Here is a 22,652-nt window from a genome sequence, read left to right as displayed (position 1 = left end):
TCACGAAGATGTCGGACGTTCTGGCTCCGGCCGACATGCTGGTGCTGCTCAACGCCTACTTCGAAGCGATGGTCAGCGCCCTCGCTCACGGCGGCGAAATTCTCAAGTTCATCGGCGACGGCATGCTCGCCGTCTTCCCGGTGACGGTCGGCGTCGCCGAAGCGTCGCGCGCGGCCGTCTCGGCGGCGAGGGAGGCGATCACGCGACTCGAGGTTTCCAATCGGACTATCCGCGTTGCGTCCGACGCCGAAGGCCGCCACTTGCTGCGGGCGGGCATCGTCCTTCACGAAGGTGAGGTCTTTTTCGGGAACATCGGCGCTCCGGATCGCCTGGACTTCACGGTCATCGGCGCGGCCGTCAACGAGGCCTGCCGAGTGGAAGCCCTCACCAAGAAGATAGGTCGGGATCTCCTCATGACGGAAGCCGTTGCCCGACATCTTTCTCATGATGTCGAGCATCTCGGTGAGCACCAGTTGCGGGGCGTTTCCGCCCGGATGTCCGTGTACGGACTGGCCGGATGAGGACTCCAACGGTGGAGTTGCCCCTCGTCGGCAGAATGAGCGGTTGGGAGGGCTTGAACGAATTCAGGCAGCCTCAATTCTCGCTTTCGGGCTGCTCGTCGTCCTACGGGTCCTTTTTGCCGACGACAGTCGATTTTCATAGGTCGCTCAGATCGTCGGGTACGTCGCCGAACTAAGTCCTTCGGGCAACTTCCGTCGCGTTCGACTCGAGGCTCGGATAGTCGAGATATCCGAAATCCGAACCACCACATACTCCGAACGGCTGCGGCGAGCTGTAGGGACCACCAGCTCGAATCCGCGCCGGAAGGTCCGGATTAGCGAGAAAGAGGCGGCCAAAAGCGACTGCGTCCGCCTCGCCAGAATTGACGATCTTGGCGGCGTGCTCAGGGGTGATGCCCGCATTGACAATGAGAGGTCCGCAATAGTGTTCGCGGAATATCGCAAGCATTCTCTGGTAGTCAGGCGCTCCGGTCCAGGCGTTGGTGTCGGCAAGGTGCAGGTATGCAAGCCCGGCAGTTTGCAGCCAGAGTGCGAGCCGACCGTAGGTGTCTTCCGGCTTCGGGTCTCGCGTGCTGTTGTAGTCGGCGAAGGGCGACAGCCTCAGTCCTATCCGCGATCGCGGCATGACATCAGAAATCGCCGAAACGATTTCCAGAAGCAATCTGGTGCGTCCTTCGACGCTCCCACCATAGTCATCGGTTCGCTGATTGATCGTCGGAGAGAGAAACTGATGAACCAAATAGCCGTTGGCACCGTGAATCTCCACGCCGTCGAACCCTGCGCGAACGGCATTGGCGGCCGCCAGTCCGAATTCGTTCACGGCGCCCTGGATCTCCCCAAGAGTCATGGCGCGCGACGGCGTAGCGGCGATGCGCACATAAGCGCCGTTGGCGAGGAGCGCCCATACCTGCAGCCGATCCAGATCGTCATTCACACCCGACGGCGACAGCGGTTGCTTGTCGGACAGCAGGCCACGCGCGCTCGCGCGCCCGCCGTGCCAGAGCTGCGCGACGATGCGACCCCCCTTGTCGTGGACTCGATCGACGACCGCTTTCCATCCTTGGGTCTGTTCGTCGGTCCATAGGCCAGGCGTTCGGTCAAAGGCGTTGGACATCGGTCCTACGTTAATGCCTTCGCTTAAGATTAAGCCGGCGCTCGCGCGCGCTGCGTAGTATTCCGACGCGGAAGGATTAATGACCCCGCGCTCGTCGGCGCGCGAACGCGTCATCGGCGCCATGACTATCCTGTTTGTAAGATTAAGATCGCCTAAAGCTGTCGAATGAAAGAGACTCGCCATGTATCTCACTCCTTCTAGGTTCGTATTTGGCGCCAGCTAACCGAGCTGGTCGGTGCCTCTTTCGCGTGACCAGCGATTGCCGAGCGCGAGGCCATAGAGAGTGGCCTCAGTGATGTGATGCCTTGCCGGTCCGAGACAACAGCGTCGGTAGCTGCAAAAGCAGGCCCGCTGTCGCAAGCGCAGCCCCATAGCCACAAACGCCGAGCCATGACAGATGCGCATATGCCCAGCTCGCACCGAGGGATCCGAGAGAACCGCCAATGAACATTGCCGTCATAAACACGGTGTTGAGCCTGCTTCGTGCCTCCGGACGGAGGGCGAAAATCAGGTGTTGATTTGAAACGAGCGCTGCGTTCACGCCCACGTCGAGCAACACCACGCCGACGATCAGTCCCGCGACGGCGTCCCAGCCCGCGAAAACAACCCAGGAGGAAAGCGAGATCGCGGCAGCAATCGCAATCACCAGGTGAGGACCCTGCTTGTCGGTTACTCGACCTGCAAGCGGCGCAGCGAGTATTCCCGACGCACCGATGACGCCAAACAGGCCAGCGATCTCGGGACCGAGTCCAAACGCCGGTTCCTGCAGATGGAGAGACAAAACCGTCCAGAAGGCGATGAATGAGGCAAACAGCATCGCTTGCGTCGCTGCGGCCAGTCGAAGCGCCGGCTCCTCGATGAGCAGGCGGACGAGCGAACGCAGCGCGGCAGCGTATCCGATGCTTTGCGTCGCATGGTGGCGGGGCAGGATCAAACGGACCAGTGCGGCTGCACCGAGCGCCAAAGGGACGCCAAGCCAAAACATCTCGCGCCATCCGAAGTGCGATCCGACGAAACCGGCTATCGTGCGGCTGAGGAGAATGCCACCGAGGATTCCGCTCACCACCGTTCCAACCGCGGCGCCCCGCGTCCGGTTATCGGCAAGCGTCGCAGCGAATGGGACGATCTGTTGGGCCACAGTGGCCGCTACGCCCAGCATGAGCGACGCTGCGATCAACGCCAGCGTGGACGGAGCGATGGCAGCGAATGCGAGAGCCGCCGCCAAGACAATGAATTGGACGGCGATGAGGCGCCGCATCTCGACGAGATCGCCCAGGGGCACCAACAAGAGGAGACCGACCGCGTAACCAAATTGTGTGGCCGTGGGTATGAGACCGATGGCCGAGGAGTTCGGATAATTTGCCTCGATCAAGCCTAGCAGAGGCTGATTGTAGTAGATGTTTGCGACCGCGATACCCGCACAAACCGCCATGGCAAATGTGCGTGCGCGGGTGAGTTCGGGGGCCTGTTGGTCCGTCGTGAACGTCGACAAAGACATGGCTGCAATCCTCGTTCGTCGGCGCGCAGCTTCGGTTCGCCGCGTCCGACACTTGACCTCAAGCAGGATCGACAGTTAATTATCAATCGATAAATAACAAGAGGTCGTTAAAGATGGAGAGCTCCTATTGTGCAGGTGGCGGCGTCGGTACGTGGCTGCAGTGATTGTTCTTAGCGAATCGCAACAATAAGTGCCTTGACCGCACGTTCGTTTTCCAGGTGTGAGCTTCCTCGTCTGACCCCTTACGCCGCAGACCAGCGCGCGTATTGGACTCCATGCGCACGCTTTGGATTACTTCTCGATTTCAATGCCGCGGGGAAGGCGCAACGCGTTGTGGCGACGGAAGTATGGTCGAAAGTGAAGATTGCAGCGGCCCATTGCTCGTCGGGCAGGCGATCGAGAAGCAGTTCGCGTCGAGCCGTGATCGGGAGATTGTGCAAGTGCCGCATGAAACTGAAAAGATGGCGCCTGTACCCACCTGATATGGGCGTTTCCGTTCGGGAGGGGAGGGCGATGAAGCTCAAGTCCGTTCTGCTCGCACTGCTTTCCGTTGGGGCGATCGGCGTAACAGCGGCACTTCTCTATGCCTGGGAATCGCCAATTCCTCCCATCGATCCACGGTCAGTCGGGGCCCCGGATCGCGCTAAGGCGCGTCGTGGAGCGAGCCTTGCGCTGCTCGGAGACTGCGCCACGTGTCATACGGCACCGGGCGGAGTCCCATACGCCGGAGGGCTTGCGATGCCGACGCCCTTCGGAAAAATCTACTCCACCAACATCACGCCCGATCCTGAAACCGGCATCGGGCGATGGTCGGAGCAGGCGTTCATTCGCGCTCTGCGGTCCGGCGTGGATCGTGAAGGGCGCCACCTTTACCCGGCATTCCCATACGATCATTTCACGCGCGTGTCGGATGATGATGCGAAGGCTTTGTATGCCTTCTTCATGTCGATTGATCCGGTCAAATCGTCGGCGCCGCCAAATGAACTTCCGTTTCCTCTCAATGTGCGCCTGACGCTGGCCGGCTGGAAGCTGCTGTTTCTGCGTCAGGTGCGTTTCGTCGCCGACCCCTCGAAGGATGAGAAGTGGAATAGGGGAAAATATCTGGTCGACGGGCTCGGGCATTGCGGCGCCTGCCATTCTCCGCGCAATCTGCTAGGGGCGGAAATGGCATCGGCCAGTTTCGAAGGAGGCGAAGCCGAGGGTTGGCGCGCCTATGCGCTCGGTCGGAGCTCGCAATCGCCCATCCGATGGGACGAGGCCGCCCTCACGGATTATCTCGCGCGTGGCTCGCATCCCCTGCATGGGACGGCTCAGGGGCCGATGGCGAACGTGGTTGACAATCTGTCCTCGGTCGACCCCACCGACGTAAGCGCAATGGCCTCCTATCTTGCCTCGCTCGGCAAGGGTGAAGGGCGAAACGATGTGAAGATGCCGGACCCTTCAGGTCCAGGACGTCTGCCGCAGGTAGCCGGCGCTCAGGCTGCTACGCCGTCTATCTCGTCCGACCCGGGCGGAGCGATCTACGCCGCCGTTTGCGCGTCGTGCCACGAAAGCGACAGACCCTTGCCGCTGGGCGGCGTAAGACTTGGTCTCTCCACCGCCGTTGCAGGCGAGACGCCCACCAACCTGGTCAATCTTGTGGTGCGGGGAATACCGGCATCCACCGGCGGCTCTGCGCGTCCGATCATGCCCGGCTTTGGCGATGTTCTTGGCGACCGGCAGATATCGGATCTCGCCAACTATCTGCGGACCCAATTTGCCGGAAAAAGGCAGTGGGATGGGATAGCCAAAGCGGTCGCGGAAGCAAGAGGAAACCGGCGAGTCGGGCTCGACAACAAAGAGCAGAAGGTTCGGTGAAACACCATGAAAACGCTGACGGTTAACGGCGAGAGCCGATCCATCAAGGCGAGCCCGGACACTCCGCTGCTCTACGTTCTCAGGGACGAACTCGGGCTGAATGCTGCAAAGTATGGTTGCGGACTCGGTCAATGCGGGGCTTGCACCGTCATCGTCGATGGCAAGGCCATTTTCTCCTGCATAACGCCGGTGATGCTGTTGGAAGGGCGGACGATCACCACGCTCGAAGGACTTGGGAGCCTGGACGCGCCTGGACCGATGCAGCGCGCCTTCATTGCCGAGCAAGCGGCACAATGCGGCTATTGTATTCCCGGCATGATGATGCGCGCCCAGGCGCTGCTGAGTCGCGATCCGCACGCCACAGATGAGTCGCTCAGGGCCGAACTTCAGCCTCATCTCTGCCGATGCGGAACACATATGCGGATTCTGCGTGCGATCCGGCGTGCCGCGGAAGAGATGAGGCCGAAGACTGTCGACGCGAGGACAGGACGATGACGCGTGCTGTCTCTCGGCGCAGCGTATTGGGGGGCGCCGGCGCGCTCATCGTCGCCTTCCGGCTTTCCGGTGCGTATGGACAAACCGAAACGGGAACGGGTAGCGGACCCTCGAAACACGGTTTGCCGGGAAGTCTCGACGACACGCCAAACATCGACGCCTGGATTCGCGTCGACGCATCGGGCGCCGTTACGATCCTCACCGGAAAAGCCGAGCTTGGCCAGGGTCTCAGGACGGCGCTGCTCCAGGTCGCGGCAGAGGAACTCAAGGTGTCGTTTGATCGGCTATCGCTGGTCACGGCAGACACCGCACGGACGCCTAATGAAGGCTACACGGCTGCAAGCCACTCGATGCGGGACTCCGGCACAGCAATTCGGCACGCGGCGGCGCAGGCGCGCGAGATACTCGTCGGTGAGGCCGCCTTCAGGCTCGGCGTGGCAGCCACCTCGCTGCAGGTTCGCAACGGCGAGATATTCGGCCCTAACCGCGTTCGCCTGGGCTACGGCGAATTGGTTCGCGATCAACTGTTGTCGGTTGACGCGAAGCCGACCTCGCGTTTGACCTCGCCGGCAGACTTCACCGTGATGAACCAACCCATGCCGCGGATCGATATTCCGGCCAAGGTGACAGGGGGAAGCGCCTACGTTCAGGACATGCGCCCTGAGGGGATGCTGCACGGCCGTGTTGTTCGCCCTCCAAGTTACGGGGCCACCATGCGAGACTGTGATATCGCTCAGGTCGAGCGGATGAGCGGGATCGTCAAGGTCGTGCAAGACGGCAACTTCCTTGGCGTGCTTGCAGACCGGGAGTGGGCCGCCGTTCAGGGACTGCGAACGCTCGCAGCGACCACGACCTGGATCGAACAGCAAGCGCTTCCGGACAGCGCGGACTTGCCAGCCGCTCTGATGAATCTGCCTTCGCGCGACACGACGATTCACGAGACGGGAAGTCCGGGCAAGCCGGGGATCCTGGTCGAAGGGACCTTCAGCAGACCCTATCTTACGCACGGCTCGATCGGACCGTCCTGCGCGATTGCGCAATTCCGGGACGGGAAGCTCACGGTTTGGACTCATACGCAAGGCGTGTTTTTCCTTCGCGATGCGATCGCCGGCATGCTGCGGATGCCCGCCGAGAACGTGCGCTGCATCCACGCAGAGGGCGCTGGCTGCTATGGCCACAACGGAGCCGACGACGCGGCGGCTGATGCGGCGATGCTTGCCCTGGCGACGCCCGGTCGGCCGGTCAAGGTTCAGCTGATGCGTGAACAGGAGCACGCGTGGGATCCATTCGGGCCCGGCATGGTGGTCAAGCTCCGGGCGACGGTCGGAGCAGACGGTACGATTGCGGATTGGCACCACGAGGTTTGGAGCCAGTCGCATATGATGCGGCCTGGCCCTCCGGGGACGCTGATAGCTGCTCGACTGAAATCCGACGCCTTTCCGCCCACGCCGCCCATTGCGCTGGCCCAGCCTGAGGGCGGCGGCGATCGGAATGCCATTCCGCTCTACGCGATCCCGAACTCCAAGGTGATTAGCCACTTCCTGCCTGACATGCCCTTGCGCGGCTCCTCCATGCGCTCCCTGGGAGCCTATCTCAACGTCCTCTCGATCGAGAGCGTCCTCGACGAATTGGCGGCTCGCTCGGGCCAGGATTCCGTGACGTTTCGGCTTCGGCACACCGTGGATCCCCGTGCGTGCGAGGTCATCGAAACGGCAGCATCGCGTTTCGGCTGGGCCGCGCGGGTCAAGCGTTCAGAGAGCACCGGATTCGGGTTTGGCTTTGCACGTTACAAGAATCTCGAAGCCTGGTGTGCAGTGGCAGTCGAGATCGAGCTTCCACGCCAGAGCGGCGTCGTTCGCGTCCGTCGCGTCGTGGCGGCGGTGGACACGGGGCAGGTTGTGAACCCGGATGGTATCCGCAATCAGATCGAAGGCGGCATTTTGCAGTCGATCAGCTGGACGCTTTTCGAACAAGTGACGTTCGATCGCACCCGTGTCACATCGGTGGATTGGTCAGCCTACCCGATCATGCGATTTGACAGTGTCCCGGAGTCGGTCGAAGTCCATCTGATCGATCGGCCCGGCGATGCCTTCTATGGTGTGGCAGAGGCCGCCCAAGGGCCGACAGGAGCCGCGATCGCCAACGCGATCAGGGATGCGACCGGGGTTCGGATGTATGAACTTCCGTTCACTGCGGCCCGGATCAAGAGAGCCATTGCGATCTGACCGGAAGGAATGATTGGAGGTTTGAAGGCGTGGTAGATGTACGGCGCACCAATACACCCACGGCTTCCAATTTGCTTTTCGAAGAAGACGGCAGACGTACCTACCGGACCTAGACTAGCCCGTTGCTTTCGCCGGCAGAACGGAGCGAACGCCACTGAGGAACGTCGCTATCTTTGCATCGATGATCGAATTGACATCCGCTTCGAGGGGCATCGAGTAGATGAATTGACGCACTCCAAGATAGAAGATCGCGGCGTGAAGCCCCCATACCATCTCGATTTCGAGAACGGAAATCGGGAGTTCGCCGGTCGAGGGACGTCCATACTCGATCCTGATCTCCTCGATTATTTTTTCGAACGCGCGCTCGCGCAGCATTTTGAGATAGCGGGCGTTCAATCCGAGATCCTTCAGGCCCGCGAACATGAACAGGCGGATCCACTCGTATGTGAGAATAACCTCGGCATACTCGCGATAGAAGTGGATCAGCCTCGCTTTCAGAGGGACCGAGCGATCGGTGATGATTTTCTCCCAAGATGGCCTCCAGCGACCGACGAAAACTTCCTGATAGACCCGCTCGATGAGAGCTTCCTTGCTCGGAAAGTAGCGATAGAGCAGGGGCTGGGTAATGCGCAGCCGCTTTGCGAGTTCACGGGTCTGCCCCTCGAACCCGTATTCGGCGAAAAACGAGACCGCTTCTCGCGCGATAATGGCTTCCCGCTCGGACGGGTCCAGCCTCTGCTGCTCTCGGATCGGCGTTCGGGGACGCGCTCTGCTGGGCTGCTTCACACTGATTCGTCGGTTTGAGTGCACTTCTGCGACTTCATACACCGATTTGCCGCCCCAGCCGATCAAGCACGAGGTCATCACATTTTGTTTATCAGTTGATAAATAGATGTTGACTTGCATCAATGACCTTCCGATAATTGATCAAACGATAAATAACGGCGTCTGCAAGGGAAGGGAGGCTGCTCGTGAGTGACCATCGTTGGAGGCGCGAGGCGCAGCCGAGAGCGCTCGTGGTTGGAGGGTCCATGGCCGGACTGTTCGCTGCATTGCTGTTGCGGCGAGAAGGCTGGAACGTCGAGGTATACGAGCGCATCGGCGCCGAACTGGCAGGTCGTGGTGCGGGCATAGTCACCCATCGCGAGTTGTTCGAGGTACTGGGCAGGGCCGGCATCGATACCGAAGCCGCCGCCGTCGGCGTCGTCGTCCCGGGACGGCGTGTGCTGGACCGGAGCGGCCGTATCGTGGGTGAACTTGGGCTGCGGCAGGTCCTTACTTCGTGGGGACACCTCTATGGGCTTTTGAAGGCAGCGCTCCCGGCGGAACACTATCATCACGGCAGGAACCTGGTGGAAGTCACGGAGCTTGGCGATCGCGTGGTGGCGCGCTTCTCCGGAGGCTCTGAGGTCTCGGGAGATCTGCTGATCGGCGCGGACGGCATATTCTCGTGCGTCAGGGCACAGCTTGCGACCGACGTCCGTCCTGCGTACGCCGGCTACGTCGCTTGGCGGGGCCTCGTCAATGAGCGGGACCTATCGCCTCGGACCCGCGCCGAATTGTGCGACTGGTTCGCCTTCAGCCTCCCTCCCGGCGAGCAGATGCTAGGCTATCCCGTCGCCGGGGCCACCGAAGAGATGGATGTCGGCGAGCGCCGCTTCAATTTTGTTTGGTACCGCCCAGCCGGCGCCGATCATGGGTTGGCAGATCTCCTGACAGACACCGATGGCGTCCGGCACGAATTGTCGATTCCGCCGAACAGGATTCGATCCGAGGTGATCGCCTCAATGCGTCGGGACGCGGAGCGATTGCTTGCGCCGCAATTTGCCGAGATCGTTCGCCTCACGCCTCAGCCGTTCATACAGGCCATTCTGGATCTCGAGACGCCACGGATGGCGCTCGGATCCCGAACGGTGATCCTGGGCGACGCTGCTTTCGTGGCCAGACCCCACGTCGGAATGGGCGTAACGAAGGCTGCGGCCGACGCGGCTGCTCTGGTTGATGCATTGCGAGCGCATCCGGCCGAATTGCCCGCGGCGCTCGCGAAATTCGAGTCGACCCGGCTTCCGTTTGGAGCTGCGGTTGTCCGTCGTGCCCGCGATCTCGGCGCATACATGCAGGCGCAAATCGCCACTGCCGAAGAGCGGGCGATGGCGGAGCGGCATCGCAGCCCCGAGGCGGTGATGGCGGAGACCGCCGTCGCGACGGGGATCGCCGCCTAACCGGCTTCAAAAGGGAGGACAGAAAACCAATGGACCTGAAAACTATCCAGGACCATCCCGCGTTCAGACAGCTTGCGCGCGAGCGCGCACGCCTTGGCGTGGGTATGTCGATCGTCATGGCTGCCGCCTACTTCGCTTACATCCTGACCATCGCATTCTCGCCCCGGTTGCTCGGGCACCCGCTGTGGGATGGCACCGTGATCAGCTGGGGCGTGTTGATCGGCGTCGGTCTGATCGCGCTCGGCTTCGTTCTCACGGCCGTCTATGTCCGGCGAGCCAATTCCCGTTTCGATCAGCTTAGTCAGCTTCTTCTGGAGGACCTCCGATGATGTCGCGCGCGGCTTGCGGAGCCTTGTTCGCAACGGTCTTCACCCTTCTTTCCGATCCCGCGGCGGCCGACGCGCTGACTTCCGCGCCCGGCACGCGGCAATCGTTGAACGCGACGGCGATCGCCATGTTCCTCGGCTTTGTCGCAGTCAGTCTTGCGATCACATGGTGGGCGGCGAGACGGGGCACGAGCACGGCCAAGGACTTCTATGCCGCCGGCGCCGGCCTCACGGGCGTTCAGAACGGGTTCGCTATCGCCGGTGATTACACCTCGGCGGCGACATTCTTAGGGGTCACGGCGCTCGTCTATACCTCGGGTTACGACGGCATGATCTACGCGATCGGCTTCCTCGTCGGTTTCCCGATGATCCTGTTCCTGATTGCCGAGCCGTTGCGCAATCTCGGTCGCTACACGTTCGCCGACGTCGCGGCATATCGGCTGTCCGAGGTCCCGGTGAGGGCCGTCGCTGGTGTGAACACCCTCGTGATTGTGGTCTTCTATCTGATCGCCCAGCTGGTGGGGACCGGCAAGCTGATCCAGCTGTTGTTCGGACTTCCCTACGTCTACGCGGTTGGCATCGTAGGTGGGCTGATGATGGTCTATGTGACTTTCGGAGGCATGCTCGCGACGACCTGGGTGCAGATCATCAAAGCTGTGTTGTTGATGTCAGGCTCGGTGCTGATGTCGATCTTGATTCTCGGGCACTTCGGCTTCAGTCTGGAGGCTCTCTTCCGAGAGGCGGTCACGTTGCACCCGAAGGCCGACGCGATCATGGCCCCCGGTGGACTGGTCAAGGATCCGATATCGGCGATCTCTCTCGGATTGGCCCTGATCTTCGGTACGGCCGGGCTGCCGCACATCCTCATGCGCTTCTTCACCGTGAGCGATGCCCGTCAGGCTCGCACGTCGGTGCTAGTCGCGACGGGGTTCATTTCCATCTTCTATAGCCTGCTGTTCGTGCTCGGCTTCGGCGCCATCGCGATCGTTTCGGCGAACCCCCAGTTTCGGGATGCGTCGGGTGGGCTGCTTGGGGGCGTCAACATGGTGGCCCTGCATCTGGCCGACGCCGTTGGCGGGTCGCTACTGCTCGGGTTCATCTCCGCAGTGGCGTTCGCGACCATCCTCGCCGTCGTATCCGGGCTGACGCTCGCGGGCGCTTCGGCGGCGAGCCACGATCTCTATGCCCGCGTGGTCCGCAGGGGCCGTGCGAGCGAGCAGGAGGAGGTGCTTGTCTCGAAGGTTGCCGCGGTCGCAATCAGCCTGCTTTCGATCGGCTTCGGCGTCCTGTTCGAAAACCAGAATATCGCTTTCATGGTCGGGCTGGTCTTCGCGATCGCTGCGAGCGCGAACTTCCCAGTGATACTTCTGTCGATCATCTGGCCTGATCTCACGACGCGAGGTGCAGTGAGCGGATCGCTTGCCGGCTTGCTGGCTTCGGTGGGATTGGTCGCTCTTAGCCCGGGAGTATGGACCGCCACGTTAAAGCTCGGGCCTGCACCGTTCCCTTACGACAATCCGGCCCTGGTCTCGGTTCCGCTCGCCTTCGCGGTATCGTGGGCAGTGTCGGTGTTGGACCGCAGTGCGGCGGCCGCTTCGGTCCGCGCATCGTTCAGCGCGCAGCACGTTCGCGCCCAGACTGGGCTGGGCCTCGAATGACACAACCTGGATAACTCATCTTAAGGAGGCACCACAGTGACCGCTAGTGTGACGGAAAAGGGTAGGGCCGCGTGGCCCGATTTCATTCGCAAAGAGTTCGATGCCAATCAGTTCAATGGGCGGGTCGGCACGCGGCTCCTGTCCGAAACGGAACGTGTGCGCGTCTGGGAAATCCGGCTTGCTCCGGGCGAGCGCATTGGATTCCATCGTCACGTGTTGGACTACTTTTGGACCGCAGTAACGCCAGGTCGGGCGCAATCACACGCGGAGGATGGGACGATCGTCGAAGCCGTCTATTCGGCTGGCGAGACCCGTCACTTCGTCTATGGGAAGGGTGAGTATAAGATCCACGATCTCGAAAACGTTGGCGATGCCGACTTGTGGTTCACCACGGTTGAATTCCTCGATAGCTCCAATGCGCCTTTGGAGCTTGGCTATGAACGCCATGGCGAAGCCTCATCCGAACCGAGACGACTCCCGACCGAAGCCTGAACTGCAGCTCCTGCATAAGATCCCAGGAGCCATCGAAGCCTTAGGATCGCTGCGCCATCGGGGCACCTTGAGGCAGAATGCCCATTCTTGCCTCCGGACGGCCTCCCGGGCGCGAGTGAGCAGCCGCGAAGGCGATTGGCTCCTGCGCTGGTGAATGTGATGGGAAACGGCATAGAGTCGATCGCGCCGATTTTTTCGGCACCCGACACGATTCGAACGTGTGACCATTGCCTTCGGAGGGCAAAGGTTCTACGCGGCAAGATACTCCCTTCTCGAATTCCGCGATTTTGTTCTTTTACCTGACAGTGAGGTTCGCGGCTTTCTACATTCGCGCTCAGAGCCAAAAGCTGAACTCGCTCTGGACTCAGGAACTGCGTCATGCGGAAGATTGGATAACGTATCGTAGGTAGGGTCGGTGTGGGGAAAGACAGTAGCGCTCCAGTGACTCGAACCCCCGATAGTTCACAGCGGCAGTTGGGTAGCAGGCGCGCCGCACCGCAGCATTTTGTTCTCGCAAACTAACTTCTCCATCTCGCACCTTTTGACGATCAGGGCTATCCTTTCTCACTTGATCATGGGTTCGGCGAGCCGAATGAAGCTTGGCCCGTGGCGGCTTCCCGGGTGCGAGAGATTAGGTGCACAGCTTCGTTAGTGATCAAATGACGCACGGCGGCCAAAAGGGCTTCGGCATGACCAAGCACGGCCGATCGGGCCACGCGACCCGATCGCCGCGTTTCCGCTTCCTGCAGAAGCTCGAGGCACAGAAGAACGATCGCAAGGATCGCTCCCGGATCAAGGACCCGAAACAGTCCGTCGAGGAGCTATTCCATTCCCGGAAGCCAACGCGAACCTGACGGACTTTCCAAGACGGCTAATTGATCAACCGACCACGCCGAGAACACGCAACGAAATCGCAACGAATTGGGTGAAACGACCGTGAACGAAGTCCGTTCTGAGCAGGAGTATTTCGACGATCCAGGACGTCAAAGTCACCAAGGACATGCTTGATCTCGCCAGGCACATCGTGAACCAAAAGTCCGGACGGTTCGAACCTTCGAGGTTCGAGGATCAATACGAGACCGCGCTGATCGAGATCATCAATCAGAAGCGCGCCGGCGAACCCATCACGCCGAAAGAGCGGCCCGCCGCCGGCAACATCGTCGACCTGATGGAGGCGCTTCGCCGGAGCGTCAGCGGTGCCGCCGCGCCGGCGAAGCCAGGCCAAGCCCGCCAAGAAGCCGCGCAAGGCTGCGAGCGGGCAGAAGGAAATGTTGATGCCGATTGAGGGCAAGAAACCCAAGGAGGCGGCCGCCAAGAAGCCGGCGGCCAGGCCGCAGCGGAAGTCGGCGTAGCGAAGAAGCTCCCGTGAGGCGGCAAGTGATGTCGGCCTGCCGTTTGATCCATGCAGCCCCCGCAGTGTAGCCTGCAACAAATCAGTTCCGGATGACACAAATGGCTATTCCTGAAGGGAGCAAACTCACCGTCGACGAATTTTTCGAAGCCATCTCCGACGGTGATGAGCGCTACGAACTCGTGGAAGGCGTCGCCCATGCCATGGCCCGAGAAGGAAGGGCACAACGTCATCCGCAGCAACGTTTTGGCGGCTTTCGTCCCCGCCGGAAAACAGAGGGGATGTCGTGCCACGTCGATCAACACGGCGGTGCAGACCGGCCCGGATACGATTCGATATCCGGATGTCGTGGTGGATTGCGGCCCTCGCAATGCGCAGGCGATGACGGCATCAAAACCCATGATTGTCGTGGAGGTATCCGCGCCGGGCACTGCCGTCTTCTACAGTGCCAAACTGCGAGAATATCGGGGTGTGGGAAGCGTCGACATAGTCATGCAGATCGAGTCGGAAATGGTCCTCGTCAAAGTTCACCGACGGCAGCAAGAAGGCACTTGGACCGAGGAAACGGTCGAAGAGTTCGACGTCGCTATTCCCTTCCCGTCGTTGGCAACATCCATCACGCTGAACGAGATCTACGATACGCTGGGCGTGCGACCTCGATCACGCCTTCAGGCCGTCAAGAACGAACGCACCAACGGCATGTGATTGCGCCGTCAGCGCAAGTATCGGCATTCCACAAAGTCCGGATGGCCTGCCTCCGGACGGCGGAAAGCCGTCGCGGGCAGCTAACTATCCTCGGCTTCCTGCCGACCTCTCGAAATTGCTATGGGCGACCGGTCCGCCTCCGCGCCCCCGGGATTCCTACGGAGCGGGTTGCCACCTGTCGTTTTACGGTCAGCGGTACGGTATCGGCCGCAATGGGCAGCGACCACGATCCCCGACATCAAGCCGAGGAGGCCATGCGTCAAGCCGTCTCGACGGACGGCATGGAGCGGCAGCGATGGATCCGCCTCGCGCAGGCTTGGCTCGAACTCGCCCGTACGCGCGCCCCATGGAGCGAGGCGTCGAGCGAACGAGCTAATCCGGCTCCGGACACTCGGGGCAACTATCGCCGATCGAGTCCAGCACATACCGAATTTCCGCAAGCGCCTCGTCCGGAGAGACGCCCGGCGGCGGATCTTGGCGAGCGAGGAGAACGGCCCGCTCGCGGGCGTGCGGATCGGCCCGGTCCTGCATCCAGCCGTGTTCGTCGCATTCCTTTATTGCGCCGGCCTCATGCAGCACGGAGATCGCCCAGCCGCGCATCGTGCGGATGGTGGGCCGCCGTTCCTTCGTCATCAGCATCGAAATAGCTCCTGCCCGGGACGAATCCTTGCGGCCCATACCCGTTCCGGCAGCTAACACATGCCAGGGATTCGGAATCGCGGGGCGAAGGCTTTTCCACCTGTTCCGCCGCCCTGAAAAAACGGCTATCCGGATTTTCGTGTTGAGGTTTCTATCCTCTGGGAATGGCCGTCCGTGTGGGCGGGTCGGCGCAGGGCAGTGGCCATGGCCTCATTTTCTTCCGCTCTTGGGTGATACGGCCATGCCGAGGAACACCATCATCGCTTGATTGAGCCGCATCCAGATCTCGCCGCGTCTCATTCATCGTCCAGATCGGACACGTCGTCGATGAAGGCCTGATCCTCGCGGGCGTGGCTGCTGGCCGCAACAGCAAGTGACTGGCGATGAGCCTGCTTGCGGAAAGATGGAGACCGCACATCGGGTACCCAAATCTGGATAGGTCGCAAGCCCTGCGCCCGCAGCCTCTCGCGATGTTCCCGCACCTTCATTCGAACAGGCTTGGGCCTGGATGCCTTCACCATTGGTCCTCCATGCTTGGTTTACATGTAACCTAGCATCCGATCGGTCAGCCATTTTTGCCGATTGCCCCGGTAACTCTCAACACGGTAATCCGAAATTTCCCTGTCGTGCACGATCGCATTTCAACACGCTATGCCGGAAAGCCGAAATAACGGCAGCGGAAGCCAATGGTCCGCTGCGCCCGGCACCGCCAGCGTCGCCGGACTCGGATACGGACGACGTCGGCATAGACGGCCGGCCTCTAGGGCGGCGGCCACCAGGGCCACCACGGTTGCGATTTTTGGGAGTTTGCGCTCAGGCGGGTCTCTCTGCCGACGAGAGCGCTAGGCGGCGGCCCGGTCTTCCTTGTCGGATCCTCGCATGACGATCTTGAGCGCGTCGTCCGGCAGCGGACGCTGCAGCGCCTTCGCCTCATCCCAAGGCGCGCGCATCCAGACGTCACGCTCCTCCTCCGTCGTCAGGATTACCGGCATCGCTTTCGGGTGGATCGGTTCGACGACGGCGTTTGGCGACGTCGTCAGGAAGCCGTAGACCAGGTGAGGGCCGGGGACCGGCTTCGACTTCGTACCGCGGTCGCCTTTGAACTCGGTCCAGATGCCGGCGAGGCAGAAGAGCGGCCGGGCGTCGTCGAGCGCGAACCAGACGACGTCCTTCTTCTTGGTTTCCGGGCTCGGCTCCGGAGCGTACTCGGCAAAGCTGTTCGCGGGCACCAGGCAGCGGTTTTCCGGCTTCAGCCAGCCGCGCGCCAGTGCGGCGACGAGGTGTTGCGGATGTTGGTGACCGGCGGACCGCCGGTGCGGTGGCGGCGGCATGCCCCAGCGCATCAGAACAAGCTCGCGCTCCGTGCCAGCGTTCCGCACGACCGGCGCGGGATAGTCCGGAAACACACCGGGCATGGGCGGCAGGTTACCGACATAGCGGTTGACGACGCGAAACAGCGCGCGGATCGCTTCCTGGTTCGTGGTGATCGAGTACAGATTACACATTTCAGCTCTTTGCGCAGCTGGTTCAGTTTAAGCTTGTGGCCGGCGGGACGGGGTCGCGTCTTATCCCTGCGCCTAAGTCGGCCTCTTTCGCTGCCTTACTCGTGGCCTGGACCGCCAATCTAAAGACGGCGTCGAACAAGCCCGTGTACTGCATCGCGTTAACATTGGAAATGTGAGCAGCATCTCGAAAATTGGATTGCCCGTTCCTGACCAGATAGCAATGACTCTGTTCACAGACGAGCGGCAATGGATCGGCTGCGATCAGCCGCGAATCTTCCTTATATTTATCCAAGATTTTGCTGATCTCGGCACGGAGGCTGCTCATCGTGAGGACGGGATCGGCTTCGACCTTCCATTCGTCTAGCGCTCTGCCAGCGCGGGCCTGGTTTTCCATCCACCGCTGCGGGACATCGAAGCCGACGTTTAACAGGGGCATGATCAGAATGACGGTCTTGCCTGAACTGAGCAATCGGTCCACCAAAGCTGAAATCTCGATCGCACTTCCCCAGTTACTTCCGATCATGACTATGCTCGGTTCTGCGTGACCAAGCACGAAATCCATCGTGCTTCGGTTGAACTCCCGGCACGGCTGTTGATCGCCGGAGTTCAGTGCAGGATCGTCGATGAATGCCCTGCAGGCGCTTTGCGTCGCGATCAGCCCATGTACTCCATTTCGAAGCGCGGCCGACGAGATCGGTTCAAGGTACTGATTGGCGAACGAATCTCCCCACAGGATTGCGGTGGGGTGTCCGGCGGCGCCTTCACTTCCAAAGCGGCAGTAGGTCTCAGCAGCCCGCTTGACGGCGTTCGAGTTCCTGAAGCACTCGTCCCGAGGCGTACCGTTCCTTCTCGCCTCCTCAGCGGCCAGCAGATATTCGGGCAGCCTGCTCGGATACCCATTGTTCAGGAAAGCCGTTGCAGTGAATGCGAGCAACGAGCAGAACACGATGCTGGCACTCGACACCAGACGGCGCTCCGTCCAGAATTCCCGGCGCTTTCTGACGGGTTGCTCAACGAGATAGTAAGAGGCTGCGCCGAGCAGCACTGACGCGGCCAGTATCAGCATCTTTTCCCTGGCATTCACGTCATAGCCGCGGAAGGAGAGCCAGCTCAGCGCAAAGACCCAGATGGGCCAGTGCCAAAGATAGATCGAATAGGACCAATCGCCGATACGCTGAATGAACGGCAGCCCAAGCAAGCCGCGTCCATCGGCCTGCTGGCGGGCGGCGACGATCAATGCAGCCCCGAGAATTGGCAATAGCGTGAGCGGTCCCGGCCATTGCGTCTCAGGGAGAGGATAAATGATGCAGGCCGCAACAAGGACCCAGCCCCCGATCGCCGCTGCGGGCGCTGTCGGCCAAGGAATGTCAGCGGTACGCTTCGCACGCCGCTGAAACTCGGACACCGCGATCAATCCACCCGCCAATGGTTCCCATGCGCGGGCCCGCAATGAGAAGAACGCCGACCCCATCATGTCGCTGTGGCTTTGCCAGAGGCACCACGCCAATGAAATGAACCCAACAGCCAAAAACGCGCCCAGCATCACGTTCGGTCGAGATATTGAGGGCAGGGCGCGCCGCCAGATCAGCGCCACCACCAAGGGCATCCAGATATAGAATTGCCACTCAATTGCGAGCGACCAGGTATGCAGTAGGGGCTTGGTCTGAGCGGCCATTGCGAAATAGCCGTTATCAGCATCGAAGGCGAAATTGGAGAGGGCCACCAAGGCGTAGCATGCCTGCCTCAGGTGTCTCAGATATTCGCCGGGCAGCGTGACGAACCACCCGACAAAGGCAGATGAAATCACGACGACCGCAAGCGCGGGATAGATTCGCCGCATGCGCATCATGCCGAACGACCAGAGCGAGAACCGCCCCGCAGCCAAGTCGGCCAACACCTTGCCCGTCATCAGATAGCCAGTAATCACGAGGAAGACATCTACCCCGACGAATCCACCGGCAAATCCTGGGATCTTCAGATGATAGCCAAGTACAGCCAGCACCGAGAGCGCCCGGAGGGCGTTGATGTCCAGCCTAAAGGCCTGCCCATCTGAATGCTTGCTTGTCGCAGTGGAGCGAGTATCAGCGCGCAACGGCTGTTGCGCGTCAGCAATGGAATAATGCAACAGGGTTCCCCAACCCACTTCACCGGGCAAATTCCGGCACACCGCTCTTAGCTGAAGCTAAGCGGGTTGTCGTTCAGAAAATTGCTACTATCCGTATTTTTGCGGGGGTGATATTTTTGGTTATCGTTCTCCCGGCCACCAGGTGGACGGCGGGTTCAACGCTGAAATCTTGTTCGGTCGCAAGGCTAGGAGGTGGCTGCGTTTGTACGGATTGCCGCGAACCTCCGAACAAGGCTTGCCGGGGACGAGGAGCCATGGGATTGGCCACCGCGACTGATCCAGACTGGAAAACCTGGAGGGAGCTGCGCCGCGTTAAAATGCTGTGGATGAGGTTTGCGAGCTTGGAGCGATTGACGTTGTAGAGTTCGTAGGTCGCGACGATTTCCACGTCGGCCATCAGAAATGTCGGGTCGAGTTTCGCGTTCGCGATACGCCGTTCCACATCACCATTGGTGAGAGCACTTAATCGTTTACATGCGCATGCTGGATGCTAATCAACAGGGAACTGATTGGCGTGATCTATCTCGGATCGTGCCGCGACGCCTTCTAAGCACTAAGGATCTACGATGAAGAAGCTATCCCTGATCGCGGTCGCCCTGCTGACCCCGTGCGTCCCCGCGGTTGCCGCACCCCCGAAGGCCGTGAAGGCCGTAACGTGCCAAGGCGAGTTCGCTGGCGCTCATACGCTCGTCATCGGCAATTGCACCTTTGAGGGAACTCCCGCAGGACAAGTTTACGAAAAGTGCAAGGAAGACTCCGTGTGTCGTGTGCAGGCCCACGGATGGCGCAACGGACAGGGCATGTACATCATCACCCGCGTCCAGTCGGTGCAACGAATTGAGGCGGGTGCAGTCACCGGCCTGTCCACCGCTGAGCTGGAAATGGCTCGGAACTGCAAGAAAGGCAAGCCGTGCTCACTAACCTGCAGCCGGGCTCAAGACGCCGGCCGGGAAGATCTCGTCCGGGCCGGCGCGTGCGCTGAATGAACTAGGGGGCGGAAACGAGATCAGCTTGAGGGCTGCTGGATTCGAGCCGACGCTTGGGCGGAAATCGAGCGGCGATATCCTTTTGCTCCTGTTCGAGCCGTAACTTTCCAGCAAATTTGTTCCGGTGTCTCACTGACAATCGCATGACTGTTGACATCCGTCGAGCTTGAGACATTTACGACTTTCGCCTTCCCTGGAATGAACTTCCATCCTTGAGGCGCTTTAGTGCATGCAGAGCCGTCCGTAGGCCCGTAAGGCATCCCCTTTCCCCGTGTGAAATTCAAGCCCGCTGGCTCACGCCGGCGGGCTGCCGCTGGCTAAGCCAGTCTATTCTTCTGCAACTTGCGCGAAGGCGCCAGATCGAGCTGTGCTGTCATACAGTCTCTGGGGCGGTCGGTCGCGATATCGTCAATCCGAAAGCGGCGAAAATCAAAGCGATCCCTGAAGCGATCGTTCGCACTTGATTCCAGAACTGCCATCGCCCTGAATAGCTTTCCCAAATCTCCCGCGCGGCTTCAATGTCTGCCGGAATAGGCGTCATCGCCAACGCCTCGTTCATGGGTACGTTCACAGCTATTGTGAGGAAAAGGCCGAAAACCATATAGACCGCAGCCGCCGCCAAGTACCAAAACGCAGCCAAACTTTGACCGGCAAAGCGCATTGCGGCCGCCGTGAGAACCAGAACTGCCGCTGTCAGGAAGAATGCGGGAAAGAACACCGCGTTGCGCACTGAGGCATTCATCGCCTGCAAGGCGGCGATTGCGACACGGGGATCCGCCTGATCGAGTCCCCACATCGTCGAGCAGACCCAGGCATAGAAGAATCCGAAAATCGCGCCGCAAAAGACAATTGACGCGATCGACAGCGCTACGAGCAATCTAGGCATTGCGGCTTCCCCGGGGCGATCATGCCGTTCTAAGGCTAATGCAAACCCCCAAGCAGGAAAATCATCTGCTGAGCGCGTGACCTTTGTCAAAATTACAGTGTTCAGAATGTAGGGGTGATGGGTAAAAATCTTTGCGATATTTCGGTTCTTGGCCCAAATGCGAAGTGCGAGCCGGGCCAGAAATGGTCTGCTTGTAAGGGTAGAACGGATGTGATCGGCCGGGCCTCAAAGCGACGCTTTTGACCCGAACCGCCCGGTTGACCTCAAAGCGAAACTTCTTCTCTTGGATGAACAAGGGGCCAAGCATCGCGTTCTCATGTAACGAGCTCCCGCAGGAGCATGCGGGTCAGCCCAGATCAGCAATGCCTGTGTTGACACGATTTTGATGCAGCGGGTTTCCCGTTGCGAGTGTTTCATCGCGACGCCTTTTCGTAACTAGTCTGGCAGCAACGGAGGAGCAGATGGCATCATCGTCCTTGTTCCTGGGGTGGGCGGTATGGCTTGGTATTGGCACCGCGTGGCGCCACTCATTCGCGCCGCCGGGCACGAAGTCATTGCAATCGATCTGCCTAGCGACGACAGGCGCGCCGGTCTCGCGGTATATGCCGACATCGTCATCCGAGCGATTGCGGAACGAAACGACGCTATTCTCGTAGCACAGTCGTTAGCGGGCTTCACGGCACCGCTTGTTTGCGCCCGTGCGTCCGTGCGGCTGCTCGCGTTCGTCAACGCGATGATTCCGAAGGCGGGCGACACGGCTGGCGCATGGGGATACAAGAGGAGCCGTCGCAGCGAGGGAAAAAGCTGCGAAGTACCACTGCTATGCGACGGAATTCGATGTGGCGACATACTTCCTGCACGACGTGCCGCATGACGTGTTGCGCGCCGGAAGGCGACCACCTTTGAACAATCGGCAAGTCCTTGGTTGAAGCCGGGCTAGTCAAGCACAACAAGCTGGACGAAATCGTGTGGGCTATCCAAACCAGATATGCTCCCGATATCTGGGACCGCCCGCCCACCGCAAACGAGTGCGCCATCCCGTGCCCATTAGAGAGCGATCGCGTCTGAGCGGATCCCATCTGGCACCGTTTGTTCATTTCGCCGCGGAGAAGATAGCATTCGAGAGGCGGGGGATGCAGTTGCCAGATCGCGCGCAACGAGTTCGACAAAGCCGCCACCACCGCGACAACCGTACGGTGACAAAGTGCGGGGAGGCAGCAGCGCCGCCTTTGCAGAGAAGCGACCGCCGCGATTTGAGGTGGCCACCGCCGAGATCGCAGCAGCGTTTGGCGAGCGCGGAAAATTGAAACTCGTGGGCCACGACAACCCCATACGGTGTTACCCATACGCATTTTGCAATTGTGTCGCGCAACGTACTTGAGCAGAAAATCCGCCTCGCAATCGCGAACGTGTGGAGTGTGATTGTTGAGAGCGAAAGCATCTGCAAGTGAATTGGATTATCTCGGTGCGCTTACCGAAGGCAGATTCAAACAAGATTTAAACAAATGCTAGGACCTCGGTTCCGCGCCGCTCGGAATGGAGAAGCGGTGGCTGCCTCTCAGCAGGGCACTTGCAGTGAGGCGTCACGGCGTAAGTGGTAACCGTCTTCTGGCAGCACTGCCGCCAGCAGACTTCGATCTTCTGGTGCCCGAACCTGAGATGATCGCGCTCGATCAGGACGCGGTCCTATCGCGTGACGCAATCGAATACGTCTTCTTCCCTCACAGCGGCGCCATGTCGCTGATGGTCGACATGGCGGACGGGAAGACGGTTGCCACCGCCGCAAATGGGCGGGAGGGGGCGGTCGGCATTCTTTCGGTGCTCGGACCGTCAGCTTCGGCTACTACTACTATCGTTCGTGCAGCAGGCACAGCCTCCCGGATCCCCGCACCGCGATTTCACGCCGCTTTCAATCGGAGCCCCGCGATCCGGCACGCGGTCCAGAGCCACGTCAGGGCGATGCTGATACAGTTTCAGCTCGGCGCCGCCTGCAATGCGCTGCATCCGGTCGAAGCCCGCATAGCCCCGCTGGCTGCTCCATTTTCGC

At 60.6% G+C, this 22,652-nt stretch carries 22 protein-coding genes and 1 pseudogene; 14 read left to right on the top strand and 9 right to left on the bottom strand.

All coding sequences use genetic code 11. From position 1 onward, the window contains the following. The first annotated feature begins 8 nt into the window (after positions 1-8). Complete coding sequence (locus V1278_RS00840; protein WP_334379369.1) at positions 9-521, top strand: adenylate/guanylate cyclase domain-containing protein; 513 nt, start codon at positions 9-11, stop codon at positions 519-521. Between the two features lie 172 nt (positions 522-693). Here the strand turns inward: V1278_RS00840 and V1278_RS00835 are convergent, their stop codons facing one another. Both V1278_RS00835 and V1278_RS00830 read right to left on the bottom strand, forming a co-directional pair. Further along, positions 694-1,818, bottom strand: a complete 1,125-nt coding sequence (locus V1278_RS00835; RefSeq protein ID WP_334379368.1) for an alkene reductase — start codon at positions 1,816-1,818, stop codon at positions 694-696. Positions 1,819-1,924: 106 nt separating this feature from the next. Further along, complete coding sequence (locus tag V1278_RS00830; protein ID WP_334379367.1) at positions 1,925-3,133, bottom strand: MFS transporter; 1,209 nt, start codon at positions 3,131-3,133, stop codon at positions 1,925-1,927. Between the two features lie 347 nt (positions 3,134-3,480). On the opposite strand from V1278_RS00830, the gene V1278_RS00825 reads away from it, so the two are divergent. The 4 genes from V1278_RS00825 to V1278_RS00810 are packed head-to-tail and all read left to right on the top strand — an operon-like array spanning position 3,481 to position 7,710. Then, the gene (locus V1278_RS00825) at positions 3,481-3,615 is read left to right on the top strand and encodes a hypothetical protein (RefSeq protein ID WP_334379366.1); all 135 of its coding nucleotides are present in this window, start codon (positions 3,481-3,483) and stop codon (positions 3,613-3,615) included. A 31-nt stretch (positions 3,616-3,646) separates the two neighbouring features. Beyond that, entirely contained in the window at positions 3,647-4,990 is a 1,344-nt protein-coding gene (locus V1278_RS00820) for a cytochrome c (RefSeq protein WP_334379365.1), read from the top strand. Positions 4,991-4,996: 6 nt separating this feature from the next. Next, positions 4,997-5,485: a (2Fe-2S)-binding protein gene (locus V1278_RS00815; protein WP_334379363.1), complete on the top strand. Its 489-nt coding sequence runs from the start codon at positions 4,997-4,999 to the stop codon at positions 5,483-5,485. Then, on the top strand, positions 5,482-7,710 hold the full coding sequence (locus tag V1278_RS00810; RefSeq protein WP_334379362.1) for a xanthine dehydrogenase family protein molybdopterin-binding subunit: 2,229 nt from the start codon (positions 5,482-5,484) through the stop codon (positions 7,708-7,710). The genes V1278_RS00815 and V1278_RS00810 overlap by 4 nt, the downstream gene beginning before the upstream one ends. Before the next feature lie 114 nt (positions 7,711-7,824). Here V1278_RS00810 and V1278_RS00805 read toward each other — a convergent pair whose 3' ends face one another. Next, positions 7,825-8,496, bottom strand: coding sequence for a TetR/AcrR family transcriptional regulator (locus tag V1278_RS00805; protein ID WP_334384069.1), 672 nt, complete (start codon positions 8,494-8,496; stop codon positions 7,825-7,827). Positions 8,497-8,681: 185 nt separating this feature from the next. Between V1278_RS00805 and V1278_RS00800 the strand changes: the two genes are divergently transcribed. The 7 genes and pseudogenes from V1278_RS00800 to V1278_RS00770 all read left to right on the top strand — a co-directional run bounded on the left by V1278_RS00800 (position 8,682) and on the right by V1278_RS00770 (position 14,464). Further along, entirely contained in the window at positions 8,682-9,932 is a 1,251-nt protein-coding gene (locus V1278_RS00800; protein ID WP_334379361.1) for an FAD binding domain-containing protein, read from the top strand. Positions 9,933-9,961: 29 nt separating this feature from the next. Next, positions 9,962-10,261: a DUF485 domain-containing protein gene (locus V1278_RS00795; protein ID WP_334379360.1), complete on the top strand. Its 300-nt coding sequence runs from the start codon at positions 9,962-9,964 to the stop codon at positions 10,259-10,261. After that, entirely contained in the window at positions 10,261-11,916 is a 1,656-nt protein-coding gene (actP, locus tag V1278_RS00790; protein ID WP_334384068.1) for a cation/acetate symporter ActP, read from the top strand. Before V1278_RS00795 ends, actP begins: the two co-directional genes overlap by 1 nt. 36 nt (positions 11,917-11,952) lie before the next feature. Next, complete coding sequence (locus V1278_RS00785) at positions 11,953-12,408, top strand: hypothetical protein (RefSeq protein WP_334379359.1); 456 nt, start codon at positions 11,953-11,955, stop codon at positions 12,406-12,408. Positions 12,409-13,043: 635 nt separating this feature from the next. After that, positions 13,044-13,262 carry a hypothetical protein gene (locus V1278_RS00780; protein WP_334379357.1) on the top strand — a complete coding sequence of 73 codons (219 nt, stop codon included), beginning with the start codon at positions 13,044-13,046 and terminating at the stop codon, positions 13,260-13,262. A gap of 88 nt (positions 13,263-13,350) precedes the next feature. Then, positions 13,351-13,760 (top strand): annotated as a pseudogene (locus V1278_RS00775) (Ku protein); the annotation flags it as partial. Positions 13,761-13,957: 197 nt separating this feature from the next. Then, entirely contained in the window at positions 13,958-14,464 is a 507-nt protein-coding gene (locus V1278_RS00770; protein ID WP_334379356.1) for a Uma2 family endonuclease, read from the top strand. Positions 14,465-14,836: 372 nt separating this feature from the next. Here the strand turns inward: V1278_RS00770 and V1278_RS00765 are convergent, their stop codons facing one another. The 5 genes from V1278_RS00765 to V1278_RS00745 all read right to left on the bottom strand — a co-directional run bounded on the left by V1278_RS00765 (position 14,837) and on the right by V1278_RS00745 (position 19,130). Continuing rightward, entirely contained in the window at positions 14,837-15,103 is a 267-nt protein-coding gene (locus V1278_RS00765) for a hypothetical protein (protein ID WP_334379355.1), read from the bottom strand. Positions 15,104-15,399: 296 nt separating this feature from the next. Beyond that, on the bottom strand, positions 15,400-15,624 hold the full coding sequence (locus tag V1278_RS00760) for an antitoxin MazE family protein (protein ID WP_334379354.1): 225 nt from the start codon (positions 15,622-15,624) through the stop codon (positions 15,400-15,402). A gap of 321 nt (positions 15,625-15,945) precedes the next feature. Further along, complete coding sequence (locus V1278_RS00755; protein WP_334379353.1) at positions 15,946-16,608, bottom strand: SOS response-associated peptidase; 663 nt, start codon at positions 16,606-16,608, stop codon at positions 15,946-15,948. A 22-nt stretch (positions 16,609-16,630) separates the two neighbouring features. Further along, positions 16,631-18,733: an acyltransferase family protein gene (locus V1278_RS00750; RefSeq protein ID WP_334379352.1), complete on the bottom strand. Its 2,103-nt coding sequence runs from the start codon at positions 18,731-18,733 to the stop codon at positions 16,631-16,633. Positions 18,734-18,806: 73 nt separating this feature from the next. Further along, entirely contained in the window at positions 18,807-19,130 is a 324-nt protein-coding gene (locus tag V1278_RS00745; RefSeq protein ID WP_334379351.1) for a hypothetical protein, read from the bottom strand. Between the two features lie 169 nt (positions 19,131-19,299). Between V1278_RS00745 and V1278_RS00740 the strand changes: the two genes are divergently transcribed. Next, positions 19,300-19,719, top strand: coding sequence for a hypothetical protein (locus tag V1278_RS00740; RefSeq protein WP_334379350.1), 420 nt, complete (start codon positions 19,300-19,302; stop codon positions 19,717-19,719). A gap of 373 nt (positions 19,720-20,092) precedes the next feature. Here V1278_RS00740 and V1278_RS00735 read toward each other — a convergent pair whose 3' ends face one another. Continuing rightward, positions 20,093-20,605, bottom strand: coding sequence for an anthrone oxygenase family protein (locus V1278_RS00735; protein WP_334379349.1), 513 nt, complete (start codon positions 20,603-20,605; stop codon positions 20,093-20,095). 466 nt (positions 20,606-21,071) lie between these two features. On the opposite strand from V1278_RS00735, the gene V1278_RS36800 reads away from it, so the two are divergent. Further along, the gene (locus V1278_RS36800; protein WP_442894640.1) at positions 21,072-21,479 is read left to right on the top strand and encodes an alpha/beta fold hydrolase; all 408 of its coding nucleotides are present in this window, start codon (positions 21,072-21,074) and stop codon (positions 21,477-21,479) included. Positions 21,480-22,652: the final 1,173 nt, after the last annotated feature.

It is taken from the genome of Bradyrhizobium sp. AZCC 1577 (assembly GCF_036924575.1).
Classification (GTDB): Bacteria; Pseudomonadota; Alphaproteobacteria; order Rhizobiales; family Xanthobacteraceae; genus Bradyrhizobium.
The sequence above is the reverse complement of the archived record's forward strand: the minus strand, read 5'-3'. Positions and strand labels throughout refer to the sequence as shown.

Bases quoted from the DNA above. Each gene is read 5' to 3' on its own strand.
- V1278_RS00840 (WP_334379369.1), top strand. From the start codon at position 9: ATGTCGGACGTTCTGGCTCCGGCCGACATGCTGGTGCTGCTCAACGCC.
- V1278_RS00835 (WP_334379368.1), bottom strand. From the start codon at position 1,818: ATGGCGAGTCTCTTTCATTCGACAGCTTTAGGCGATCTTAATCTTACA.
- V1278_RS00830 (WP_334379367.1), bottom strand. From the start codon at position 3,133: ATGTCTTTGTCGACGTTCACGACGGACCAACAGGCCCCCGAACTCACC.
- V1278_RS00825 (WP_334379366.1), top strand. From the start codon at position 3,481: ATGGTCGAAAGTGAAGATTGCAGCGGCCCATTGCTCGTCGGGCAGGCG.
- V1278_RS00820 (WP_334379365.1), top strand. From the start codon at position 3,647: ATGAAGCTCAAGTCCGTTCTGCTCGCACTGCTTTCCGTTGGGGCGATC.
- V1278_RS00815 (WP_334379363.1), top strand. From the start codon at position 4,997: ATGAAAACGCTGACGGTTAACGGCGAGAGCCGATCCATCAAGGCGAGC.
- V1278_RS00810 (WP_334379362.1), top strand. From the start codon at position 5,482: ATGACGCGTGCTGTCTCTCGGCGCAGCGTATTGGGGGGCGCCGGCGCG.
- V1278_RS00795 (WP_334379360.1), top strand. From the start codon at position 9,962: ATGGACCTGAAAACTATCCAGGACCATCCCGCGTTCAGACAGCTTGCG.
- actP (WP_334384068.1), top strand. From the start codon at position 10,261: ATGTCGCGCGCGGCTTGCGGAGCCTTGTTCGCAACGGTCTTCACCCTT.
- V1278_RS00770 (WP_334379356.1), top strand. From the start codon at position 13,958: ATGCCATGGCCCGAGAAGGAAGGGCACAACGTCATCCGCAGCAACGTT.
- V1278_RS00765 (WP_334379355.1), bottom strand. From the start codon at position 15,103: ATGCTGATGACGAAGGAACGGCGGCCCACCATCCGCACGATGCGCGGC.
- V1278_RS00760 (WP_334379354.1), bottom strand. From the start codon at position 15,624: ATGGTGAAGGCATCCAGGCCCAAGCCTGTTCGAATGAAGGTGCGGGAA.
- V1278_RS00755 (WP_334379353.1), bottom strand. From the start codon at position 16,608: ATGTGTAATCTGTACTCGATCACCACGAACCAGGAAGCGATCCGCGCG.
- V1278_RS00745 (WP_334379351.1), bottom strand. From the start codon at position 19,130: ATGGCCGACGTGGAAATCGTCGCGACCTACGAACTCTACAACGTCAAT.
- V1278_RS00740 (WP_334379350.1), top strand. From the start codon at position 19,300: ATGAAGAAGCTATCCCTGATCGCGGTCGCCCTGCTGACCCCGTGCGTC.
- V1278_RS00735 (WP_334379349.1), bottom strand. From the start codon at position 20,605: ATGCCTAGATTGCTCGTAGCGCTGTCGATCGCGTCAATTGTCTTTTGC.